Origin of the sequence: Virgibacillus sp. M23 (assembly GCF_034190895.1) — a bacterium.
GTDB classification, from domain to species: domain Bacteria; phylum Bacillota; class Bacilli; order Bacillales; family Amphibacillaceae; genus Virgibacillus; species Virgibacillus salarius.
Genome location: NZ_JAWDHA010000020.1, coordinates 1 through 18,988, shown reverse-complemented (window position 1 = coordinate 18,988; position 18,988 = coordinate 1). Strand labels below are relative to the sequence as shown.

The window sequence follows — 18,988 nt, the reverse complement described above, 5'->3', positions numbered from 1 at the left end:
AAAGGATAGCTTTGTTTCCAGACACCTGTAAAGCCCTCTTTTCGTGAACAACGTTTCGTCTTTTTGTGAGTACATACTCTCACTCCGGTGATTTACACGAAAGTTCCTCCTACTTGAGTCTCAAATCTAGCAGTTGCTATATCGCAAAGCCCTTTCTTAAACATCCCCTTTAGAATTATGTTTCACTTTATTTACATTATCCGCAAATGTCAAGCAAAATTTTTTTACAAGGTGAAGAAGATAGTCTTCCAATTTAGAGCTTTGTTCGGATTTCCCAAAGCTCAGGAAAGAAATAGTGATTTAGTACGTTTTTTAGATAGCCAACTCCAGAAGATCCACCTGTACCTATTTTATGTCCAATTATTCTTTCTACTGTTTTCATGTGTCTAAAGCGCCATTGTTGAAACCAATCCTCGATATCAACAAGCTTTTCTGCAAGTTGATACAAATCCCAATGGGAATCGACATTTTTATATACAGTCATCCAAGCCTGTTCCACAGAGTCATCCTTCTCATATGTTTTCGAAAAGTCTCGCTGGAGAATGTCTGGATTTATAGAAAACCCATTTTTTTCCAATGCTTGAATTGCCACGTCATAGAGTCCTGGAGCATGATAAGCATCCTGTAGTAATTGATGTACTTCTGGGTCCTTTTCATAGATTTTAAGGATAAAGGGTGTTTTATACCCTAGTACAAATTCAACAAGACGGTATTGATAGGATTGGAATCCAGAGGCATTACCGAGCTTATCTCTAAACTCCATATATTCTGCAGGGGTCAGTGTAGAAAGCACATCCCATGCTTGGATAATCTGCGATTGGATTTTGGAGACACGAGCTAGCATTTTAAAGGAAGCTTGAAGCTCTCCTTGTTGTATCGCACGGATTGCAGCCTGTGTTTCATGAATAATTAACTTTAGCCAAAGTTCACTAACATGGTGAATGATAATAAATAACATTTCATCATGATGATCAGAAAGTCGTTTTTGACTGGATAGTAATGTATCTAACTGCAGGTAGTCCCCATAGGTCATTTTTTCTTTAAAGTTGGTATGAATACCTTTTTCAGAACGAAATGTATCGTTTATATGTTTATTTGTCATGCTGTGCATCCTCCTTATTGATGGGACATAGGGCAGCTCGGACTGGACTTCCATCTGCACCATGAATATGTAATGGAAGCGCAATAAGCTCATATTCTCCCGGTTTAATTTGATCTAACATAATATTTTCAAGTATATGGATACCATGATCCTGTAAAGCATGGTGTGTTACAAGATCTTTACTATCTGGAGCATCTACGGAAGGTATGTCAACTCCCAGTAGGAAAACACCTAATCTTTGTAAGTACGGTGCAATATTAGGATCAAGGTTTGGTAACACATCTGGAAAGCGCTCGGGATTGTTTGGCAGCGAAGTGCGTAATAAGACGCGGTTAATCTCTGATGGCCAATGATACTGGGACAACACCTCCGCTGTTATGGTATTAGCTTGACTAACGTCAATAACTACTGATTTTCCAATATAAAGATTGATGTCTAGTTGCTCAATTGTTTTTCCATTTGAATCAAAATGGAATGGTGCATCAATATGTGTTCCAGTGTGAAGACTAGTTGTTATTTGGCCGATATTTACAGATTTTGTTTCTTGTTTTGATGCTGTAAGGGAATAGGAAAAGGGCTTATCCCCTGGCCAGTGAGCAATTTTATCAGTTAAAGGCTGTGAAATATCAATCCATTCTCCCACTATGCAATCACTCCTCGTTTGTTTTCAAAGTGCTTATAGCTCTGATTATCCATAATTGATTTTAAAATGTTTACCATTTTCCATACTTCCTCGAACGTATTATAAAGTGCTACCGGTGCTAGGCGAATGCCGTTTGGATTTCTGAAATCTGGGATGACTCGATTTGCCTTTAAGGCTTTACAAATGCGTGCAGCTTCTGGATGCTCCAAATATACATGGCCGCCCCTAATTGCTTGATCACGTGGATTAGCAATCGTAAAACCGTGATCAATCAGTTCCGTGTCTATTAAGTTCATTAAGTATTCAGTTAACAGAAGTGATTTCTTTCTAATTTTACCAATGCCAGCCTCTTCAAACATAGATAGTGAGCCTAATAATGGTGCAGCACTAAGTAGATGAGGTGTTCCAATCTGATAAGCACCAGCATCTGAAGCAGCAGTTAAGCTATGTTCCATATCGAATTGTTTTTCCTTATTGGAACTAAACCAACCTGCAAGTCCTGGATGGTTACCGAAGTGCTTTTGATGAACAAATAACCCTCCAACGCTACCTGGTCCACCATTTAAGTGTTTATATGTGCACCAAAATGCAAAGTCAACATCCCAATCATTCAGTTGATGAGGAATAGATCCGATAGAATGACAAAGATCAAAACCAATAATAATGCCACGTTTATGAGCTTCTTTTGTGATGGTTTTCATATCAAGGATTTGGCCACTACGATAGAGTACCCCTGGTAAAACAACCAATGCGATTTCATCTGTCATTGCTTCAATAATGTCGGAGGTTTCTAGGGTATGACCATTTCTACTCTTCACTTGAATGAGATGCTCCTCTGGATGGAGTCCTTTCAGCTGTAGCTGACTTTTTAGTGCATAGATGTCGGATGGGAAATTCAATTCATCCGCAAGTATCTTTGTCTTCTTACCGTTTGGTTGGAAAAAGCTTGCTGTTAGCTGATGAAGATTAGTGGTTGTTGACCCTGTAATAATAACCTCTTTCGGTTGAGCGCCTACAAGATGTGCGGACATTCTTCCTAATTTTTCTGATAAATAGAACCAAGGATGTTCACCTTCTGTCCAACCATCAATCCCATATTGCTTCCATGATTCCATAATGGTGTTGACAGCTTGTTCGGCACGTTTAGACAATAATCCAAGTGAATTTCCGTCGAAATATAAGCGCTCAGGTGATTGATAAAATTCATGTCTAAATTCGTTTAATTCGTCCTCTTTGTCTAATTCCTGTGCGTACGTAATGTCTGTATTCATGATCAAGCACCTCAATTCTTTGATTATTAGTTAAAAACACTATTCTATTCTAACAAATAATATTAGGGAATGTGTGAAAAGTCTGGTAATAACTTTACTTCCTTACTTGTTATAACGCAATTACTTCGTAAACGAAAAGTTTTTCTAGTATAAAAAAGGTATTTATTAAATAATATAGAATATTAAGAATATAAATATGGCAGTTAGTAGGGAGTGGTTCATGGTATAGGAAGCTATTATTCATCTTTGTCCTGAAAATTGAAGAAATAATAAGGGGGGAACATAATGGAATCAACAGTTTGGTCATTAGTACCACCAATTTTAGCAATTATTATGGTGTTATTAACAAAGCGAGTACTATTGTCACTAGGAGTAGGAATCGTGGCGGCAGCTCTTTTTATTGATAGTTTTGATGTTTTAGGATCTATTGTGTTGATATGGGAGGCATTTAAAGGCGTTTTTGTAGCCGAAGGAGCATGGAATACTTGGAATGTCTTTCTTCTATTATTTGTACTTATGCTTGGTATATTAACTGCTTTTGTTAGTATGATGGGCGGGACCGCAGCATTTGCAGAATGGATGATTAAACGGGTGAAAACTAGAGTAGGTGCTCAAGTCATGACAATGCTACTAGGTATTATTGTTTTTGTAGATGATTATTTTAATAGCCTTACAGTCGGTCAAGTAGCGAAGCCTGTTACAGATAAGCATCGTGTGTCTCGTGCCAAGCTAGCTTATATCGTAGATTCTACCTCTGCGCCAATTTGTGTCATTGCACCAGTTTCTAGCTGGGGAGCGTATATTATAGGGATTATTGGCACCGTATTTACAACACATGCCATTTCAGAATATAGTGCTTTTGGAGCTTTTATCCAAATTATTCCGATGAATTTTTATGTGTGGGCAGCATTGGGAGTGGCGCTAGTAATCGCTATTCGCCAAGTTGATTTTGGGCCAATGAAAAAACATGAGCAGCGAGCAATGAGTACTGGGGAGGTTTTGAATCCGGAAAATAAGGATAAGGTAGACGTGGCAGCGAAACTGCCAACAAGTGAATCAAGTCGAATTAGTGATTTGCTGATTCCAATTGCCGTATTATTCATCTCTACTATTGTTTCTATCTACGTGAATGGATTAGTAGCTATAGAGGGTGAAAAGACATTAATTAACATATTCGGAAATGCTGACGTATCTGTAGCCTTATTATATGGTGGAATCATCGGTTTAGTAATAACATTTGCGCTGTTTAGTCGTCATATTATTACGGGTAAGCTTTCAGGCAAGCACTTTATTACGGGAATCATAGGAGGAACTAAATCTATGCTTCCTGGTTTCGTCATTTTAATTTTCGCTTGGGCCATTGTAGACTTAATCGGTCAGTTAGGAACGGGTACTTATTTAGCAGGTATTGTAGAGGCCACTAATATTAGCTTAACATTTTTACCATTCATCATTTTTGTCATGGCAGGCTTTATAGCATTTTCTACAGGAACTTCATGGGGATCTTTTGGTATTCTATTGCCAATTGCTGGGGAAATTGCAGCCGCAACAGACGTGTCATTAATTCTTCCAATATTGGCAGCAGTGCTGTCTGGGGCAGTTTTTGGTGATCATTGTTCTCCTATTTCAGATACTACGATTCTGTCATCTACTGGGTCTAGCTGTCATCATATTGATCATGTTACTACCCAAATACCCTATGCACTTGTTGCAGCAATGATTGCAGGTTTAGGCTATTTAATCTTTGGTATGACAGAAAGTGTTTGGTTAGGTCTAGCTATAGTAATTGTTAGTATTACAGCTTTATTTGCTTTTACAAGAAGAAAAAATGCAACAGATAAAATCAATGAAGAGCCAATTGCAAAATAATTAGGTAATTTGTATGATTTATTTTCAGTATATTGTCAATTTTAAAAAGTTACTATATACTGTTGATATATAAATGAAATATCGTTTCAATATTTGAAACGGCAGGAGGGTAATAATGGCCTTTATTTCTGATAAAGTAGAAAGCTTACCACCCTATTTGTTTTCGGAATTTCAGAAAAAGAAAGAGCAGCTTCTCGCAAAGGGAGTAGATGTTATCGACTTAGGGATAGGTGCTCCTGATTTGCCAACTCCGGAATTTATTTGTAAGGTTCTAGCAGAAGAGGTGATGCATACAGAAAATCACCGCTATTCCACATACAGTGGATGTAGGGAGTTTAAGGAAGCGGTAGCTGAATTCTATTTAAAGCGGTATCGCGTTTCGCTGGATCCCGATTCAGAAGTGCTAGCGCTTATTGGCTCTAAAGAGGGTATAGCTAATTTGATACAAGCGGTCATCAATCCCGGAGACAAAGTAATCGTACCTGATCCAGGGTATCCTGTTTATCGTAATGGAGTTCATTTAGCTGGAGGAGAGAGTGTTTCATTACTTCTAGATAAAGAGAATAATTATATTCCCATGTATTCCAGTCTTACTAAAAAAGATGCGCTAGAAGCAAAGCTAATGTTTCTTAATTACCCTAGCAACCCAACTGCTACGGTAGCTGATATAAGCACTTATTTGGAAGCGATTACATTTTGTCATGATCATCAAATTGTTTTAGCTAATGATGCAGCATATGATCTTGTGACATTTGGAGACCATCGAGCCCCAAGTGTTTTACAAGTACCTGATGCCAAGGATTATGCTGTTGAGCTAGGATCATTATCCAAAAGTTTTAATATGACTGGCTGGCGGATTGGCTATGTCGTAGGTAATAGGAAGATCATAAAGGCCCTGTCTACATTAAAGAGTAATATTGATACATGCCAGTTTATTCCGATACAGAAGGCAGCAGCAGCAGCTTTAAGAGGTGACTTCTCGACAGTACAAGAAAATAATATGATTTACAAACACCGTATGGAGAAACTGTACAATGCATTAAGGGAAGTAGGTATATCTGCTGCAAAACCAAAGGGAACTATATTTATCTGGGCTGAAGTACCAGATGGATACACATCGCTTGAATTTGCGAATCAATTATTGGACGAAGTAGGTCTTATTGTTACACCTGGGACAGCTTTTGGAACACAGGGCGAAGGGTTTATTCGAATTACACTTTCTGTAAGTTCGAAACGATTGGATGAAGTGATCAGCCGCTTAAAGCAGCTTAATTGGAAAGGGTGACAATATGCAAGTTACGAATACAACAGAGACAGCAGCAAAAGCCATTATTACCTGTTTAAAAAGAGAAGGTATAGAACGTGTGTTTTGCGTGCCAGGAGAAAGTTATCTGCCTGTACTAGACGCATTACATGACGAAACATCTATTCAAGTAATCTCGGCAAGACATGAAGGCGGAGCTGCTTTTATGGCGGAGGGCTATGCAAAATCAGCGCTGAAGCCTGGTATTGTTCTTGCAACAAGAGGAGTAGGTGCGGCAAACCTTTCCATTGGTGTACATACAGCTTATCAGGATTCCACACCAATGGTTGTGTTTCTTGGGCAGGTGCATAGTAAATTTAGAGGTAAAGAGGGCTTTCAAGAAGTAGATTTAGATCAATACTTTCAATCTATTGCTAAATGGGCGGTTGAATTAAAGGATGCAGAGCGGACTCCAGAGATTGTGCAGCGCGCTTTTCGAATTGCCACGTCAGGACGACCAGGGCCTGTTATCATTTCGTTGCCAGAGGATGTTCTAAAACAGGAAGCACGGATGAAGTATGGACCAGTGATTCATAGACCAACTCCTGCACCATCGATGACAGAAGTGAAAAAAGTCGAGAGCCTTTTGGATAGTGCCAAGCGTCCGGTAATTATTGCTGGAGGTGGAGTGAAAAGTGCAGGCGCTGAACAGCAATTAAAGCAGTTTGCAGAAACATATCATTTACCTGTAGTTACTGCCTTTCGACGTCATGATGTATTCCCGAACAACCATTTGTTATATGCCGGTCATTTAGGACTTGGCACAGCAAAAGAAATATTGGAGACAGTTTGTGCAGCAGATGTTGTCTTGGCAATGGGAACGAGACTTTCTGAAGTAACGACCCAGGATTATTCGCTTTTGTCACCTGATCAAACACTGATCCACATTGATATTGATTATAACAGTATTGGAAAAAGCTTTACACCAGTTCTTGGCATCGTAGCTGATATGAAAGAGGCGCTTTATCAACTTGAAAAAATTACTGTTAAGCAATCGTGGACAACGTGGGCATTTGAACGAAATGCAGCCTTTATCAGGGCAAGTCGCTTAGAAGTAGAAACAGAAGACCCTATTAATTCTCATATTATCGATTATTTAATCAAAACGTTACCGGAGAATGCCTTAATTACAAATGATGCCGGTAACTTTGCTGGCTGGGTCCATAGCTACTATCCTTTTAAGTATCCCCATACGTATGTAGGTCCTACCTCTGGAGCAATGGGTTATGGGATGCCAGGGGCTATCGGGGCTAAGCTCGCTCTTCCAGATCGGTTAGTTGTTTCATTTTCTGGAGATGGCGGTTTTATGATGACGTGCCAAGAGCTGGAAACAGCTGTAAGATATGATATTCCTATCATATGTCTCGTTTTTAATAATAAGATGTATGGTACGATCCGGATGCATCAGGAAATGCATTACCCCACGAAGGTGATGGCAACAGATTTAGGGGATGTTTCCTTTAAAGACTTAGCAATTAGCTTAGGAGCAGTGGGGTACTGTGTGTCATCATCTCAGGAATTTAAGGTTGCTTTTGCAGAGGCTTGTCAGCTTAAAAGGCCTGTGTTGATTGAGATCTTAACGGATAAGGAGCAGATTTCTGTTTCATCAACAATATCACAAATACGTGATCGAGCTATGGAACAGTAATATAAATTGGAAAAATTAAAGGAGGTTTTTTCAGATGACAGCAACGTTGCAAACAAAGAAACTATCAAATTTTATTAATGGCGAGTGGGTGACGGTAGATTCATCGACAGCTGTTATTAATCCAGCGAATGGGGAAGAAATCGTTCAAGTACCTTTATCTGGAAAGGAAAGTGTTGATGTCGCTGTAGCAGCGGCTAAGCAAGCACAGAAAGAATGGGCATTGGTTCCTGCACCGCAGCGAGCAGAGGTGTTGTATCAAGTTGGGAACATAATGAAAGAACGAAAAGAGAGGCTATCTCAATTATTAACCATGGAAAATGGAAAAGTAATTGAAGAGGCTCGGGGAGAAGTTCAAGAAGGAATTGATATGGCCTTTTATATGGCTGGTGAAGGGCGTAGATTATTTGGGCAAACAACTCCAGCTGAATTAAAGGATAAATTTGCAATGAGTCAGCGTTGTCCTGTTGGTGTTGTTGGTATTATTACTCCGTGGAACTTTCCAATAGCTATTGCCACATGGAAGTCGTTCCCTGCAATTGTTGCTGGAAATGCAGTAATTTGGAAACCAGCTACGGAGACACCAATCATGGCATATGAGTTAGCAAAGATATTTGAAGAAGCAGGTCTGCCAAAGGGAGTAATCAACGTTGTATTTGGTGGAGGTTCTATCGTTGGCGATGCCATGGTTCACCATGACGATATTCGAATTATTTCTTTTACAGGATCAAATGAGACTGGTAGAAACATTGCAGCAGAATGTGGAAAGCAATTAAAGAAAGTATCTTTGGAGATGGGTGGCAAGAACGCAGTTATTGTAATGGATGATGCAGACATTGATCTTGCAGTCGAAGGGATTCTTTGGAGTGCATTCGGTACAAGTGGTCAGCGCTGTACTGCCTGTAGTAGAGTAATTGTTCATGAGCGTGTAAAAGAAACGCTTGAAGAAAGATTATTAGTAGAGATGGAGAAATTGACGATTGGAGATGGGCTAGATCAATCGGTAAAAGTTGGACCTATTATTAATAAATCAGGTTTGAATAAGATTAAGCAATATGTAGAAATTGGAAAAGAAGAGGGAGCGAAACTATTGGCTGGAGGCTTTGTATGGCAGAATGGAGTAAGTCAAGGTGGACATTATTTTGCACCAACTCTATTTACGGATGCCAAGCCTTCGATGCGGATTGCCCAGGAAGAAATATTTGGCCCAGTTGTCTCTCTAATTCCTGTAAAAAGCTTTGAGGAAGCGATTGAAGTGAATAATGGGGTTAGCTATGGTTTATCAAGCTCTATATTTACGAAAGATGTGAATCAAGTATTCCAAGCCCAACGTGATTTAGATACTGGAATTGTCTATGTTAATGCAGGTACTACTGGAGCAGAGATTCATTTACCATTTGGTGGTACAAAGGGAACCGGCAATGGTCACCGCGATTCAGGTGTGCAAGCATTGGACGTATTTACGGAGTGGAAAGCAGTTTATGTAGATTATAGTGGAAAACTGCAACGTGCTCAAATCGATGTCGATTAGTAAATAAAAGTAAATCTTCATCGGGTAGGGTATTACTACCCGTTAACCAGCGACAGACTGGAATACTTCATGAATATGATGTAGAAGGAGTGGATGGAATGAAGATAGGGGTATTAGGATCAGGATTAATGGGTAAAGAAGCTGCACGTGATTTGGTTACAAGTGAAGGAGTTACTGCTGTAGGATTAGCAGATATTGATTTAGCACGCGCACAAGATATATGTGAGCAGTTACAATCCTCGAAATTGACTGCATATCAGGTCAACGCAGCTGATAAACAGGAATTAGCTAATTATATGCGCCGATTTGACGTGATTATTAATGCATTATTTTATTCGTTTAATGAAGTAGTTGCGCAAACTGCAATTGAGGTCGGAGTAAATGCTGTTGATTTAGGTGGACATATTGGCCATATGACAGATAAAGTCTTAGCTTTGAAAGAGGAAGCCAAAGCTGCTGGAGTTACTTTAATTCCAGATCTAGGGGTAGCCCCTGGAATGATTAATATTCTTTCTGGATACGGTAACAGTAAATTAGATAAGCTAGAATCTATAAAACTCTATGTTGGTGGGATTCCAGTTAAACCAGAAGCACCGCTTGAATATAATCATGTATTTTCGATGGAAGGTGTATTTGATCATTATACAGATCCATCCTTGATTATACGAGACGGAGTGAAGCAGGAGATTCCATCTTTGTCTGAAGTAGAGCGAGTCTATTTTGAAAAATTTGGACCGCTTGAAGCATTTCACACTTCAGGCGGTACTTCAACTCTCTCTATATCTTATCCTCATTTGCAGACACTAGAATATAAGACGATTCGCTACCCAGGTCATGCGGAGAAGTTTAAGCTTTTAGTAGATTTAAACTTAACACGTACGGACTATCAAGTGGATATTAATGGTCAACAAGTAAGTCCAAGAGATGTTTTCTTAAAGGTTCTTGACCCAATTGTCGAGCTAGGGGAAAAAGATGATGCGGTTTTATTACGTGTTGTTGTCTCTGGTCAAAAGGACGGACAATCTACGACGTATTCGTATGAAATGACGACATATAAAGATAGAAAAACCCAAGTAACTGCTATGGCTAGAGCAACAGCTAACACTATTTCGGTTGTAGCACAAATGATTGCCAACCAAACAATTACAAAGAAAGGTGTCTATCCGCCAGAGCAAATTGTTCCAGGTGATCCATACATGAAGGAAATGGCAAAACGTGGGGTAAACATTATGGAAAAAGAAAACGTAGTAAAGACACATGTTAAGATATAGATAGATTTTTCATCCCTCTGCAATGAAGCGGAGGGATTTAACTTTAAATCTCAGCAAGGAGTCTATCGATGAATCAAAGCGTAATGAAAGCATTAAAAATTGTAGAGTTATTTAGAGAAGGTGCTCAAGAATTATCCTTAAAAGAGATCTCCAATCAAGCGAAAATGCCAAAACCTACTGCTTATCGATTACTAGCCACGTTAGAACAAAATGGTTATCTAAACAAAACGAAGGAAACGGAGCATGATGTGAAATACCAATTAGGGTTGAAATTTTTGGAGCTAGGAAATTTAGTTTCTGATAGACTTGAAGTAAGGGGGATAGCTTTACCTTATATGGAGAAATTAGCAAAGGAAATTAATGAAGTTATCCACCTTGTCATCGTGAATCAAAATGAGGCTACTTATATTGAAAAGGTAGAAAGCTCAAGAGCACTTCGTCTTAATACTAGAATTGGTAGGAGTGTACCATTATATATTGGGTCTGGACCAAAATTGCTTCTGGCCTTTTTGACAAGTGAGCGGCAGGAGGCTATTATCAATCAATCGGAGCTTATATCTACACATCATCCGATTAATAAAGAGCAGTTAAAGGAAGAAGTAAAGCAAATTCAAAAAAATGGTTATGCATATAGCATTGGAGAGCAGGATGAGGATACGACAGGAATATCCTATCCGATCTATAATTTTCAACAAAAGGTTGTTGCTGCATTAGCAGTAAGTGGTCTTTCCAGCCATTTCGAAGGAATTAATTTGGAGTTAATAAAACAAGAAGCAGCTAAAACTGCAGCTGAAATTTCACAAAAGCTGGGCTATCAATCAGCTGATCAAGATTAGAGGAGGGATTTGTAACTTGAATACAGTATTCATTGCAGGGCATGCTCGTTTGCCTTCAGGAATGGCAGCCCAAAGCATTTATCAGACCTTAACAATTACAGCTGAAATTGATAAAAAATACGGTGTTATTGTGGCAGCGGGCTGTACATTAGCTACGGATCATGGAAAAGATTTTGTCCAGCAATTATTAAGAGGTCATAGTCTACAGGATGGTATCGAAAAACCAGTTGAACTTATTAAGAAACATTACTTAGGGAAAGCAGGTAATGCATTATCATCGGCTTTGAAGGATTTGTATAAACAATATCAAAGCTGTTATGAACAAACATAAATGAACATGTACAAGGGTATTAGATTTCGGCAAAAATTGGGAACTTGAAAGAATACGAGTTTTGTATGAACGACAATTGGGAACGGTGGTCTGATAGGGGAATGCTCACCTCAACAAAGGAAATGAATATGATTGGAAAAATGGTGTTCCTTTATAAAATACATATCTAGTATGTAGGAAAAGAAGCTGTCTTTTGAGACAGCCCCCTTTTAGCAATAAATCTAGTTATTATTGATCAATACCAATAGATATATATTTTTTCTCTACGAATTCATCCATACCATGATGGCCACCTTCTTTTCCGATACCTGATTGCTTTATACCACCAAATGGAGCCTCGGGCGTTGCAGGGAAGACGTCATTAACACCGACAATACCATAATCAAGCTTTTCTGAAACGCGGATAGCTCGATTGGTATTTTCCGTAAATATATATGCTGCTAGCCCGTAATCCGTATTGTTTGCCTTTTGAGTGACATCCACTTCATCTGTGAATGTTTGGATAGGTATAACTGGTCCAAAGGTTTCTTCGTGCATAATTTTCATGTCTTCTGTAACATTAGATAAAATCGTTGGTTGATAATAATGACCTGGTAAATCACCTTTCCACAGCTTTCCTCCGTGAGCTACAACAGCTCCTTTATCCATTGCATCCTCTACATGAGATTGTACCTTTTCACAGGCTTGCTTATTTATTAATGGCCCAATCTCTGTATCTTTTTCTATTCCTAAACCTATCTTTAGATTTTTTACTTTTTCTTTTAAAAGCTGTGCAAATTTATCCGCGATAGAGGAATGAACATATAAGCGGTTTGTGCATATACATGTTTGCCCATTATTTCTAAATTTACTTCCTAAAACGAGTGATGTTGCTTTTTCGATATCAGCATCTGCAAAGACAATACTTGGAGCATGACCACCTAGCTCAAGCGATAATTTCTTTAAGTGTTCGGCACTTTCTCTCATTAAATATTTCCCAACAGCAGTTGATCCAGTAAAAGTAATTAGACGTACATTTTTATTGGTGAGTAATCGTTTTCCAATTGCCCGTGCATCACCAGTTACTAGATTTACTACACCTTTAGGCAATCCAGCACGTTCAAATAGCTTGATAATTTCTATTGCGGATAAAGGTGTCTCTGGGGCTGGTTTTAATACTACTGTACAGCCAGCGGCTAATGCAGGAGCTAATTTACGGGTAATCATCGATGAAGGGAAGTTCCATGGTGTTATTGCTCCTACAACGCCTACCGCTTGAGGAATGACAACAAGTCGCTTGGATTTTATGGAAGAAGGGATCCACTCGCCGTAATTCCTGCTCGCTTCCTCTGCATACCAAAGCAGAAAACCAGCAGCACCTTTTACTTCTCCAATTGCTTCTTTTAAAGGCTTCCCTTGCTCCAATGTTAGTATTTTACCGAGACGTTCTGCATCATCAAGCATGAGTTGAGAAGCTCTATATAAATAACGTGACCTTTCTCTTCCGGTTTTGTTGCTCCATACAGGAAATGCTTCTGAAGCAGCTTGAATAGCCCGATCCGTTTCTTTCCCTCCAGCAAAAGCAACATGAGTTATAGGTTCTAAGGTAGCTGGATTATAAATTGTATCAGTTGTATCTTCATGAATATCTTCCCACACTCCATTAATAAATACGCTCCTTGTAAATGCATCAAACATGATAAAGCCTCCTTTTAAAAAAGATCAAACACCCGGTAGCAAACCAGGTGCATCACTACTATTACTTTATTCTCCAAGTAATTCCTATTAGAACCTTAATGAAGCGATTATCTAAAAATCTCACCATCTCTTGCTGTTTTTAGTCAGTTAATCAATTCATTTTGCTCCCATGCAGGTAGCATGTTGTTTAATGTTTTATCTTTACGATAGCCAAGCACATATTCAGCCTGCATAATCGTGTGAATTTCACGTGTCCCTTCATAGATGACAGGTGCCTTAGAATTACGTAAGTAGCGTTCTACTGGATATTCATCAGAAAACCCATAGGCACCATGAATTTGGACAGCATCATCTGCAGCCTTATTAGCGAAATCACAGGCCTGCCATTTTGCTAATGAGGTTTCCCTTGTATTGCGTTTTCCTGCGTTTTTTAATTCTCCAGCACGATAAACAAGCAATTTACTCATTTGCAAACCCGCTTCCATATTTGCAATCATTTGTTGAACTAATTGATGTTTACCAATTTCTTTACCAAAAGTTGCTCGTTCATGACAATATTTAATACTTGCCTCTAGACAAGCCATGATTTGGCCCACTGCTCCAGCTGCAACTGTAAATCTACCATTGTCCAGTGCAGACATAGCGATTTTGAAGCCTTCTCCTTCTTCGCCAAGTAAATTTTCCTTTGGTACTTTAATATGATCGAAGAATATTTCACCGGTGTTTCCAGAACGAATGCCTAATTTACCTTTAATTGCTTTAGAAGAAAAACCTTCCCATTCCCTTTCAATAATGAAAGCCGAGATTCCTTTATGCTTTTCAGATCGTTCTTTTGTATAGGCGAAAACGATAAAGTTATCGGCAGTATCGCATAACGAAATCCATGTTTTTTGACCATTAAGAATATAATAGTCACCTTGCTTTGTTGCAGTTGTCTCTAATGCTGCAACATCTGATCCAGCGCCAGGCTCCGTTAAACCAAAAGCACCGATCTTTTTTCCCTGTGCTTGAGGTACTAAGTACTTCTGTTTTTGTTCTTCATTCCCCCACTGTAATAAAGTCATACTATTTAAACCAGTATGAACGGATACGGCAGTACGAAATGCAGTATCTCCACGTTCAAGCTCTTCGCAAACAATAGCAAGGGCGTTATAATCCATACCGCTTCCTCCATATTCCTCTGGAATACATACACCCATTAAACCTAAATTTGCGAGCTTTTGTATGATCGTAGGGTCAAATTTTCCTTCCCTATCCCATTGAGAAATATAAGGCATTATTTCTTTATCCGTGAACGTTCTTACGGTGTCTCTTAACATATTTTGTTCCTCCGTGAAATTGAAATTCATTTAAACAACTCCCTTATATTTTTTTATTTGATACACCTAATTGCTTGAAAATTACACTATTATGTTCTCCGGCATCAGGTGGATGGTGCCTATAAGTAACTGGCGTACGTGATAATTTTAATGGACTTCCTATCATATTAATTGTTCCTGCGGTAGGGTGGGGAAGATTAATAAACATTTCACGGGCAAGTAACTGTTTATCGTTTGCTACCTCAGCAATGTTTTGAATAGGACCACATGGTATTTTCTGTTGTTTGCATTTTTCTAACCAGTCGTTAGTAGGATAATGCAACAATACATTTTGGAGCAGAGGAATTAACTCTTCTCGATGCTCCACTCGATTAGGATTAGTCAGAAACCGTGGATCTGTTTTTAATTCAGGCTTATTAATAACGTCGCAGAGTGCCTGGAATTGTCTATCATTCCCTACTGCAATTACCATCTCACCATCTTTTGTTTTGAAGGTCTGATACGGTACAATGTTTGCATGGTTATTTCCCAATGGAGTTGGTATCTTACCTGACATTAAATAATTGCTACCTATATTAACAAGTGCACTGACCGCAGTATCGTATAAAGCTATATCTAATTTTTGCCCTTTTCCAGACTGGCTTCTTTCCAGCAGTGCACCTTGAATACCTATGCATGCATATAATCCTGTCAGAATATCCGTTATTGCTACACCTAGCTTTTGTGGTCCAGTATCTTCATCTCCAGTAATGCTCATTAAACCACTCATAGCTTGAATAATAAAATCGTATCCAGGCATGGCCTGATAAGGTCCAGTTTCACCAAAACCAGTAATAGAGCAGTAGATGAGACCGGGATTTATTTCCGAAAGCGTTTCGTAGTCTAATTCGAATCGTTCCATCGTTCCAGTCCGAAAATTATTGATGACGACATCGCTCTCTCTAATCAGTTCTTTAATTTGTTTTATTCCTTCTTTAGACTTTAAATCGATCGTAATACTCTTTTTATTACGATTCGTACAAAGATAATACGCGCTTACTCCTTCTTGAAAGGGCGGTCCCCATTTCCGAGTTTCATCACTTCCACCTGGTGCTTCTACTTTAATAACCTCTGCACCAAGATCACCAAGAACCATTGTGCAATAAGGTCCTGCTAGTACTCTTGATAAATCAAGTATACGAATATGCTCTAAAGCACCTGCCATGTTTTCACTCCTTTTTGTAGAATTAAAAAGCCAATTCAAACTAAATTACAGTGCACTGTAATTTGAGTTGAACTGGCTTTTACCTGTTGATACGGCTCTGGTATGGAGCTGTGAACAGGTTAGGCAGCTTATTGATAGGTAAATAGATGAACGAAAATCAATAATGCATATGCAGTTAATTCTTATTATTCAGTATACTATTATCTATTTGGTTTGTAAACGTTTTCTTTATGGGTTTATGAATATGGAGAATGAGTGGTATTTGTGCAAAATTAGGATGTGTATAAAGAAAGCTTGTAAAGAAACAAAGGGGTCTCTTTACAAGCAGATTAAGAAGAAGTCTAGTATTTATTTTATAAGTAGTCTAAACCTCGTTGCTCAACTATTTTATCCATAGGAGTTTTAGAAGTTCTTTTATTATTTGGTTGCTTTTTGTAATTTATTAATCATTTTTAGGGCTCTGCCTGTTCCAATAGCAACGGATTCAAGTGGATTTGGTGCCAGATGTACTGGAACGATAATTTCTGTAGAAAGCCATTCCTGCATGCCATTTAATAGCGCGCCACCACCAGTTAAAACAATCCCGTGATCTACTATATCTCCACTTAGCTCTGGTGGGCAATTTTCAAGTGTTGAACGAATTGTTTCTAATACTTGCTCTAAAGACTCTTTCAATGCAATATGAATTTCCTTTGATGTAATGGTAACTGTTTTAGGTAGTCCTGTTACCATATCTCGTCCTCGAATTTCCATTGTTTCTTCCTTATGATTCGGATGAGCATAGCCAATTTCCATTTTAATATTTTCTGCTGTCCGCTCTCCAATTAAAATATTATAGTTTTTACGGATATGATGAATAATTTCTTCATCCATTTTGTCTCCACCGATACGAACGGAATTACAGGAAACAACTCCACCGAAAGATATGATACCAACCTCTGAAGTTCCACCACCAATATCAACAATAACATTTGCAATGGGCTCATCAACTGGTAGGTCTGCACCAATTGCAGCAGCGATTGGTTCTTCGATTAGATGTACGTGTTTTGCACCATAGCTTGTTACAGCGTTATGAATAGCACGGCGTTCTACTGTTGTACTTCCAGAAGGAGTACAAACAACTACAACTGGTTTACGCATGGACATTCCGATTTTTTTGCTCACTTTTTTCAAGAATTCTTTAAGCATTTGAGCAGTTACATCATAATCTGCGATTACACCATCTTTTAACGGGCGAATAGGTATAATGTTTTGCGGTGTTTTCCCTACCATTTCTTTTGCTTCCGCTCCAACCGCAACTACTTGTTTTGTATTTACATCAATAGCAACAACAGAAGGTTCATTTAATACAATACCTTTAGATTTCGAATATATGAGTATATTAGCAGTACCAAGGTCGATTCCAATCTCAGCAGTAGATAACATAATTTAGATCCTCCAATGATGACAATTTTATCTTTTATAATAGTTCTCTTATTGATTATAGTTTTAGGGGGTAGATATACAAGTGTTACTTTTTGGAAAAATAATTAAGAGATGAAAAGACTATTATACTACAATGTAAAGAAGATTTGCCCCTATTTTACGTGACATTTCTATTACAAATTGTTAGAAGCTGTAATATAACATCTGGATTTGCAACCATGTCAACACTAATTTTATTGTAATTTTTTCCTATATATTGTTATTTTTCCTGTGTACGCTTTTCGCTAAAAAAATGAATCCCTATAAATAATAGGTTTAGAGAATTGCTAATACCATGTTCGCATGTGAGTCAATCGATTGGCAAGCTCTTCCATAAATATTACAAAAAATCCATGCTATGATGATTTTGCACGAAACAAAACAACGATAAGGAGCGTGTCACATCAATGATTAAAAAGATAGGCATAGTTACTGCATTATCTACTGCATTACTATTTGGAGGGGCTTTTTCATCTTCTGCTGATGCTTCTGCAAAAGACTTTTCGCAGAATCATATATACAAAATCTTCTATTCTATTAATGGGGATTGGAAGAGTATTTCTGAGGATAATTTAAATGATTTACTAGCTAAATATATGAATAAATTCCAATTAAACTGGAATGAAATCAATTGGGATAAAATTCATGTCGAAAAGCAAGATAAATCAAACGCAGAAAAACCAGCAAAAAATGAAAAACCTGCCAAAGAAGATCAAGCAGATCAAAACGACAAACCGGCTAAAGAACAAGAAAAATCAGAAGAACCTAAGCAACCAGCTAAAGAACAAGAGAAACCTGAAGAGCCAAAACAACCAGAACAATCAGAGGAAACACCAGATAAAGAACAGCCTGCCGAGGAGCAGCAACCTGAAAAACAACCAGAGCAAAATAATAATCAACAACAAACAGAAGAACAACCTAGTCAAAATGAAGAGCAAGCACAATCTCAAGAATTAAGTCAGTTTGAGCAAGAAGTAGTTGATTTGACAAACCAAGAAAGAGCTAAGCAAGGTCTACCAGCTCTTAAAGTGGATACAGAGCTAAGTAAAGTTGCGCGTGAAAAATCAAAAGATATGGCAACAAATGGCTACTTTTCACACAATAGTCCAAATTATGGTTCTCCATTTGATATGATGAAGCAGTTTGGTATTAGCTATAAAACAGCAGGTGAAAATATTGCTAAAGGGCAAAGAACTCCTCAAGAAGTAGTGAATGCTTGGATGAACAGTGAAGGTCACCGTGCAAATATTATGAATGCTAATTTCACTCACATTGGAGTGGGGTATGTTGAGCAAGGCAATCACTGGACTCAACAATTTATTGGAAAATAAGTAGTTTAGGAGATTGACTGAGGTCAATCTCTTTTTTTATAAGTTAAGAAAGTATAAAATCAGCGCAATGACTGCGTTAAGCCAAGTAGTTATTTTGAAATGTTTGATGTATATTGGCAATGCTCCGACTAATTACTTCGCTTTCGGCGGGCACGGCCTCAACTAACTTTGCAAAGAAGAACACGTTGCAA

General features: G+C 38.3%; 15 protein-coding genes. 8 read left to right on the top strand and 7 right to left on the bottom strand.

Annotated elements, in window-relative coordinates; translation table 11 throughout:
• Nucleotides 1-253 precede the first annotated feature (253 nt).
• The 3 genes from kynA to kynU are packed head-to-tail and all read right to left on the bottom strand — an operon-like array spanning nt 254 to nt 3,016.
• On the bottom strand, nt 254-1,102 hold the full coding sequence (gene kynA, locus RVS70_RS10045; protein ID WP_321133155.1) for a tryptophan 2,3-dioxygenase: 849 nt from the start codon (nt 1,100-1,102) through the stop codon (nt 254-256).
• A complete protein-coding gene (gene kynB / locus RVS70_RS10040; protein WP_321133154.1) occupies nt 1,092-1,745 on the bottom strand; it encodes an arylformamidase in 654 nt (217 codons plus the stop codon). The genes kynA and kynB overlap by 11 nt, the downstream gene beginning before the upstream one ends.
• Nucleotides 1,745-3,016 (bottom strand): kynureninase, encoded by a 1,272-nt coding sequence (gene kynU / locus RVS70_RS10035; RefSeq protein WP_026682900.1) that lies wholly within the window; start codon nt 3,014-3,016, stop codon nt 1,745-1,747. The genes kynB and kynU overlap by 1 nt, the downstream gene beginning before the upstream one ends.
• Before the next feature lie 285 nt (nt 3,017-3,301).
• Here kynU and RVS70_RS10030 point away from each other — a divergent pair, with 285 nt between their 5' ends.
• From RVS70_RS10030 to RVS70_RS10000, 7 genes are all read left to right on the top strand, one after another.
• Nucleotides 3,302-4,885 (top strand): Na+/H+ antiporter NhaC family protein, encoded by a 1,584-nt coding sequence (locus RVS70_RS10030; RefSeq protein ID WP_205389659.1) that lies wholly within the window; start codon nt 3,302-3,304, stop codon nt 4,883-4,885.
• Between the two features lie 115 nt (nt 4,886-5,000).
• On the top strand, nt 5,001-6,170 hold the full coding sequence (locus tag RVS70_RS10025; RefSeq protein WP_121604714.1) for an aminotransferase class I/II-fold pyridoxal phosphate-dependent enzyme: 1,170 nt from the start codon (nt 5,001-5,003) through the stop codon (nt 6,168-6,170).
• 4 nt (nt 6,171-6,174) lie between these two features.
• Nucleotides 6,175-7,836, top strand: a complete 1,662-nt coding sequence (locus tag RVS70_RS10020; protein WP_026682903.1) for a thiamine pyrophosphate-binding protein — start codon at nt 6,175-6,177, stop codon at nt 7,834-7,836.
• Nucleotides 7,837-7,870: 34 nt separating this feature from the next.
• On the top strand, nt 7,871-9,364 hold the full coding sequence (locus RVS70_RS10015; protein ID WP_026682904.1) for an aldehyde dehydrogenase family protein: 1,494 nt from the start codon (nt 7,871-7,873) through the stop codon (nt 9,362-9,364).
• Between the two features lie 98 nt (nt 9,365-9,462).
• Entirely contained in the window at nt 9,463-10,635 is a 1,173-nt protein-coding gene (locus RVS70_RS10010) for a saccharopine dehydrogenase family protein (protein ID WP_026682905.1), read from the top strand.
• 68 nt (nt 10,636-10,703) lie between these two features.
• A complete protein-coding gene (locus RVS70_RS10005; RefSeq protein WP_321133148.1) occupies nt 10,704-11,471 on the top strand; it encodes an IclR family transcriptional regulator in 768 nt (255 codons plus the stop codon).
• Between the two features lie 16 nt (nt 11,472-11,487).
• Nucleotides 11,488-11,802, top strand: coding sequence for a DUF3870 domain-containing protein (locus RVS70_RS10000; protein WP_121604716.1), 315 nt, complete (start codon nt 11,488-11,490; stop codon nt 11,800-11,802).
• 228 nt (nt 11,803-12,030) lie between these two features.
• Here RVS70_RS10000 and RVS70_RS09995 read toward each other — a convergent pair whose 3' ends face one another.
• From RVS70_RS09995 to mreBH, 4 genes are all read right to left on the bottom strand, one after another.
• On the bottom strand, nt 12,031-13,479 hold the full coding sequence (locus RVS70_RS09995) for an NAD-dependent succinate-semialdehyde dehydrogenase (RefSeq protein WP_321133145.1): 1,449 nt from the start codon (nt 13,477-13,479) through the stop codon (nt 12,031-12,033).
• A 143-nt stretch (nt 13,480-13,622) separates the two neighbouring features.
• A complete protein-coding gene (locus RVS70_RS09990) occupies nt 13,623-14,828 on the bottom strand; it encodes an acyl-CoA dehydrogenase family protein (protein WP_026682908.1) in 1,206 nt (401 codons plus the stop codon).
• A 13-nt stretch (nt 14,829-14,841) separates the two neighbouring features.
• A complete protein-coding gene (locus RVS70_RS09985; RefSeq protein ID WP_026682909.1) occupies nt 14,842-16,002 on the bottom strand; it encodes a CaiB/BaiF CoA transferase family protein in 1,161 nt (386 codons plus the stop codon).
• A 417-nt stretch (nt 16,003-16,419) separates the two neighbouring features.
• Nucleotides 16,420-17,427, bottom strand: coding sequence for a rod-share determining protein MreBH (mreBH, locus tag RVS70_RS09980; RefSeq protein WP_026682910.1), 1,008 nt, complete (start codon nt 17,425-17,427; stop codon nt 16,420-16,422).
• A gap of 446 nt (nt 17,428-17,873) precedes the next feature.
• Here mreBH and RVS70_RS09975 point away from each other — a divergent pair, with 446 nt between their 5' ends.
• Entirely contained in the window at nt 17,874-18,797 is a 924-nt protein-coding gene (locus RVS70_RS09975; protein WP_026682911.1) for a CAP domain-containing protein, read from the top strand.
• The last annotated feature ends 191 nt before the right edge of the window (nt 18,798-18,988 follow it).

Bases quoted from the DNA above. Each gene is read 5' to 3' on its own strand.
- RVS70_RS10020 (WP_026682903.1), top strand. From the start codon at position 6,175: ATGCAAGTTACGAATACAACAGAGACAGCAGCAAAAGCCATTATTACC.
- RVS70_RS10030 (WP_205389659.1), top strand. From the start codon at position 3,302: ATGGAATCAACAGTTTGGTCATTAGTACCACCAATTTTAGCAATTATT.
- RVS70_RS10015 (WP_026682904.1), top strand. From the start codon at position 7,871: ATGACAGCAACGTTGCAAACAAAGAAACTATCAAATTTTATTAATGGC.
- RVS70_RS09985 (WP_026682909.1), bottom strand. From the start codon at position 16,002: ATGGCAGGTGCTTTAGAGCATATTCGTATACTTGATTTATCAAGAGTA.
- RVS70_RS10005 (WP_321133148.1), top strand. From the start codon at position 10,704: ATGAATCAAAGCGTAATGAAAGCATTAAAAATTGTAGAGTTATTTAGA.
- RVS70_RS09975 (WP_026682911.1), top strand. From the start codon at position 17,874: ATGATTAAAAAGATAGGCATAGTTACTGCATTATCTACTGCATTACTA.
- kynA (WP_321133155.1), bottom strand. From the start codon at position 1,102: ATGACAAATAAACATATAAACGATACATTTCGTTCTGAAAAAGGTATT.
- RVS70_RS10010 (WP_026682905.1), top strand. From the start codon at position 9,463: ATGAAGATAGGGGTATTAGGATCAGGATTAATGGGTAAAGAAGCTGCA.
- RVS70_RS10025 (WP_121604714.1), top strand. From the start codon at position 5,001: ATGGCCTTTATTTCTGATAAAGTAGAAAGCTTACCACCCTATTTGTTT.
- RVS70_RS09995 (WP_321133145.1), bottom strand. From the start codon at position 13,479: ATGTTTGATGCATTTACAAGGAGCGTATTTATTAATGGAGTGTGGGAA.
- RVS70_RS09990 (WP_026682908.1), bottom strand. From the start codon at position 14,828: ATGAATTTCAATTTCACGGAGGAACAAAATATGTTAAGAGACACCGTA.
- kynU (WP_026682900.1), bottom strand. From the start codon at position 3,016: ATGAATACAGACATTACGTACGCACAGGAATTAGACAAAGAGGACGAA.
- mreBH (WP_026682910.1), bottom strand. From the start codon at position 17,427: ATGTTATCTACTGCTGAGATTGGAATCGACCTTGGTACTGCTAATATA.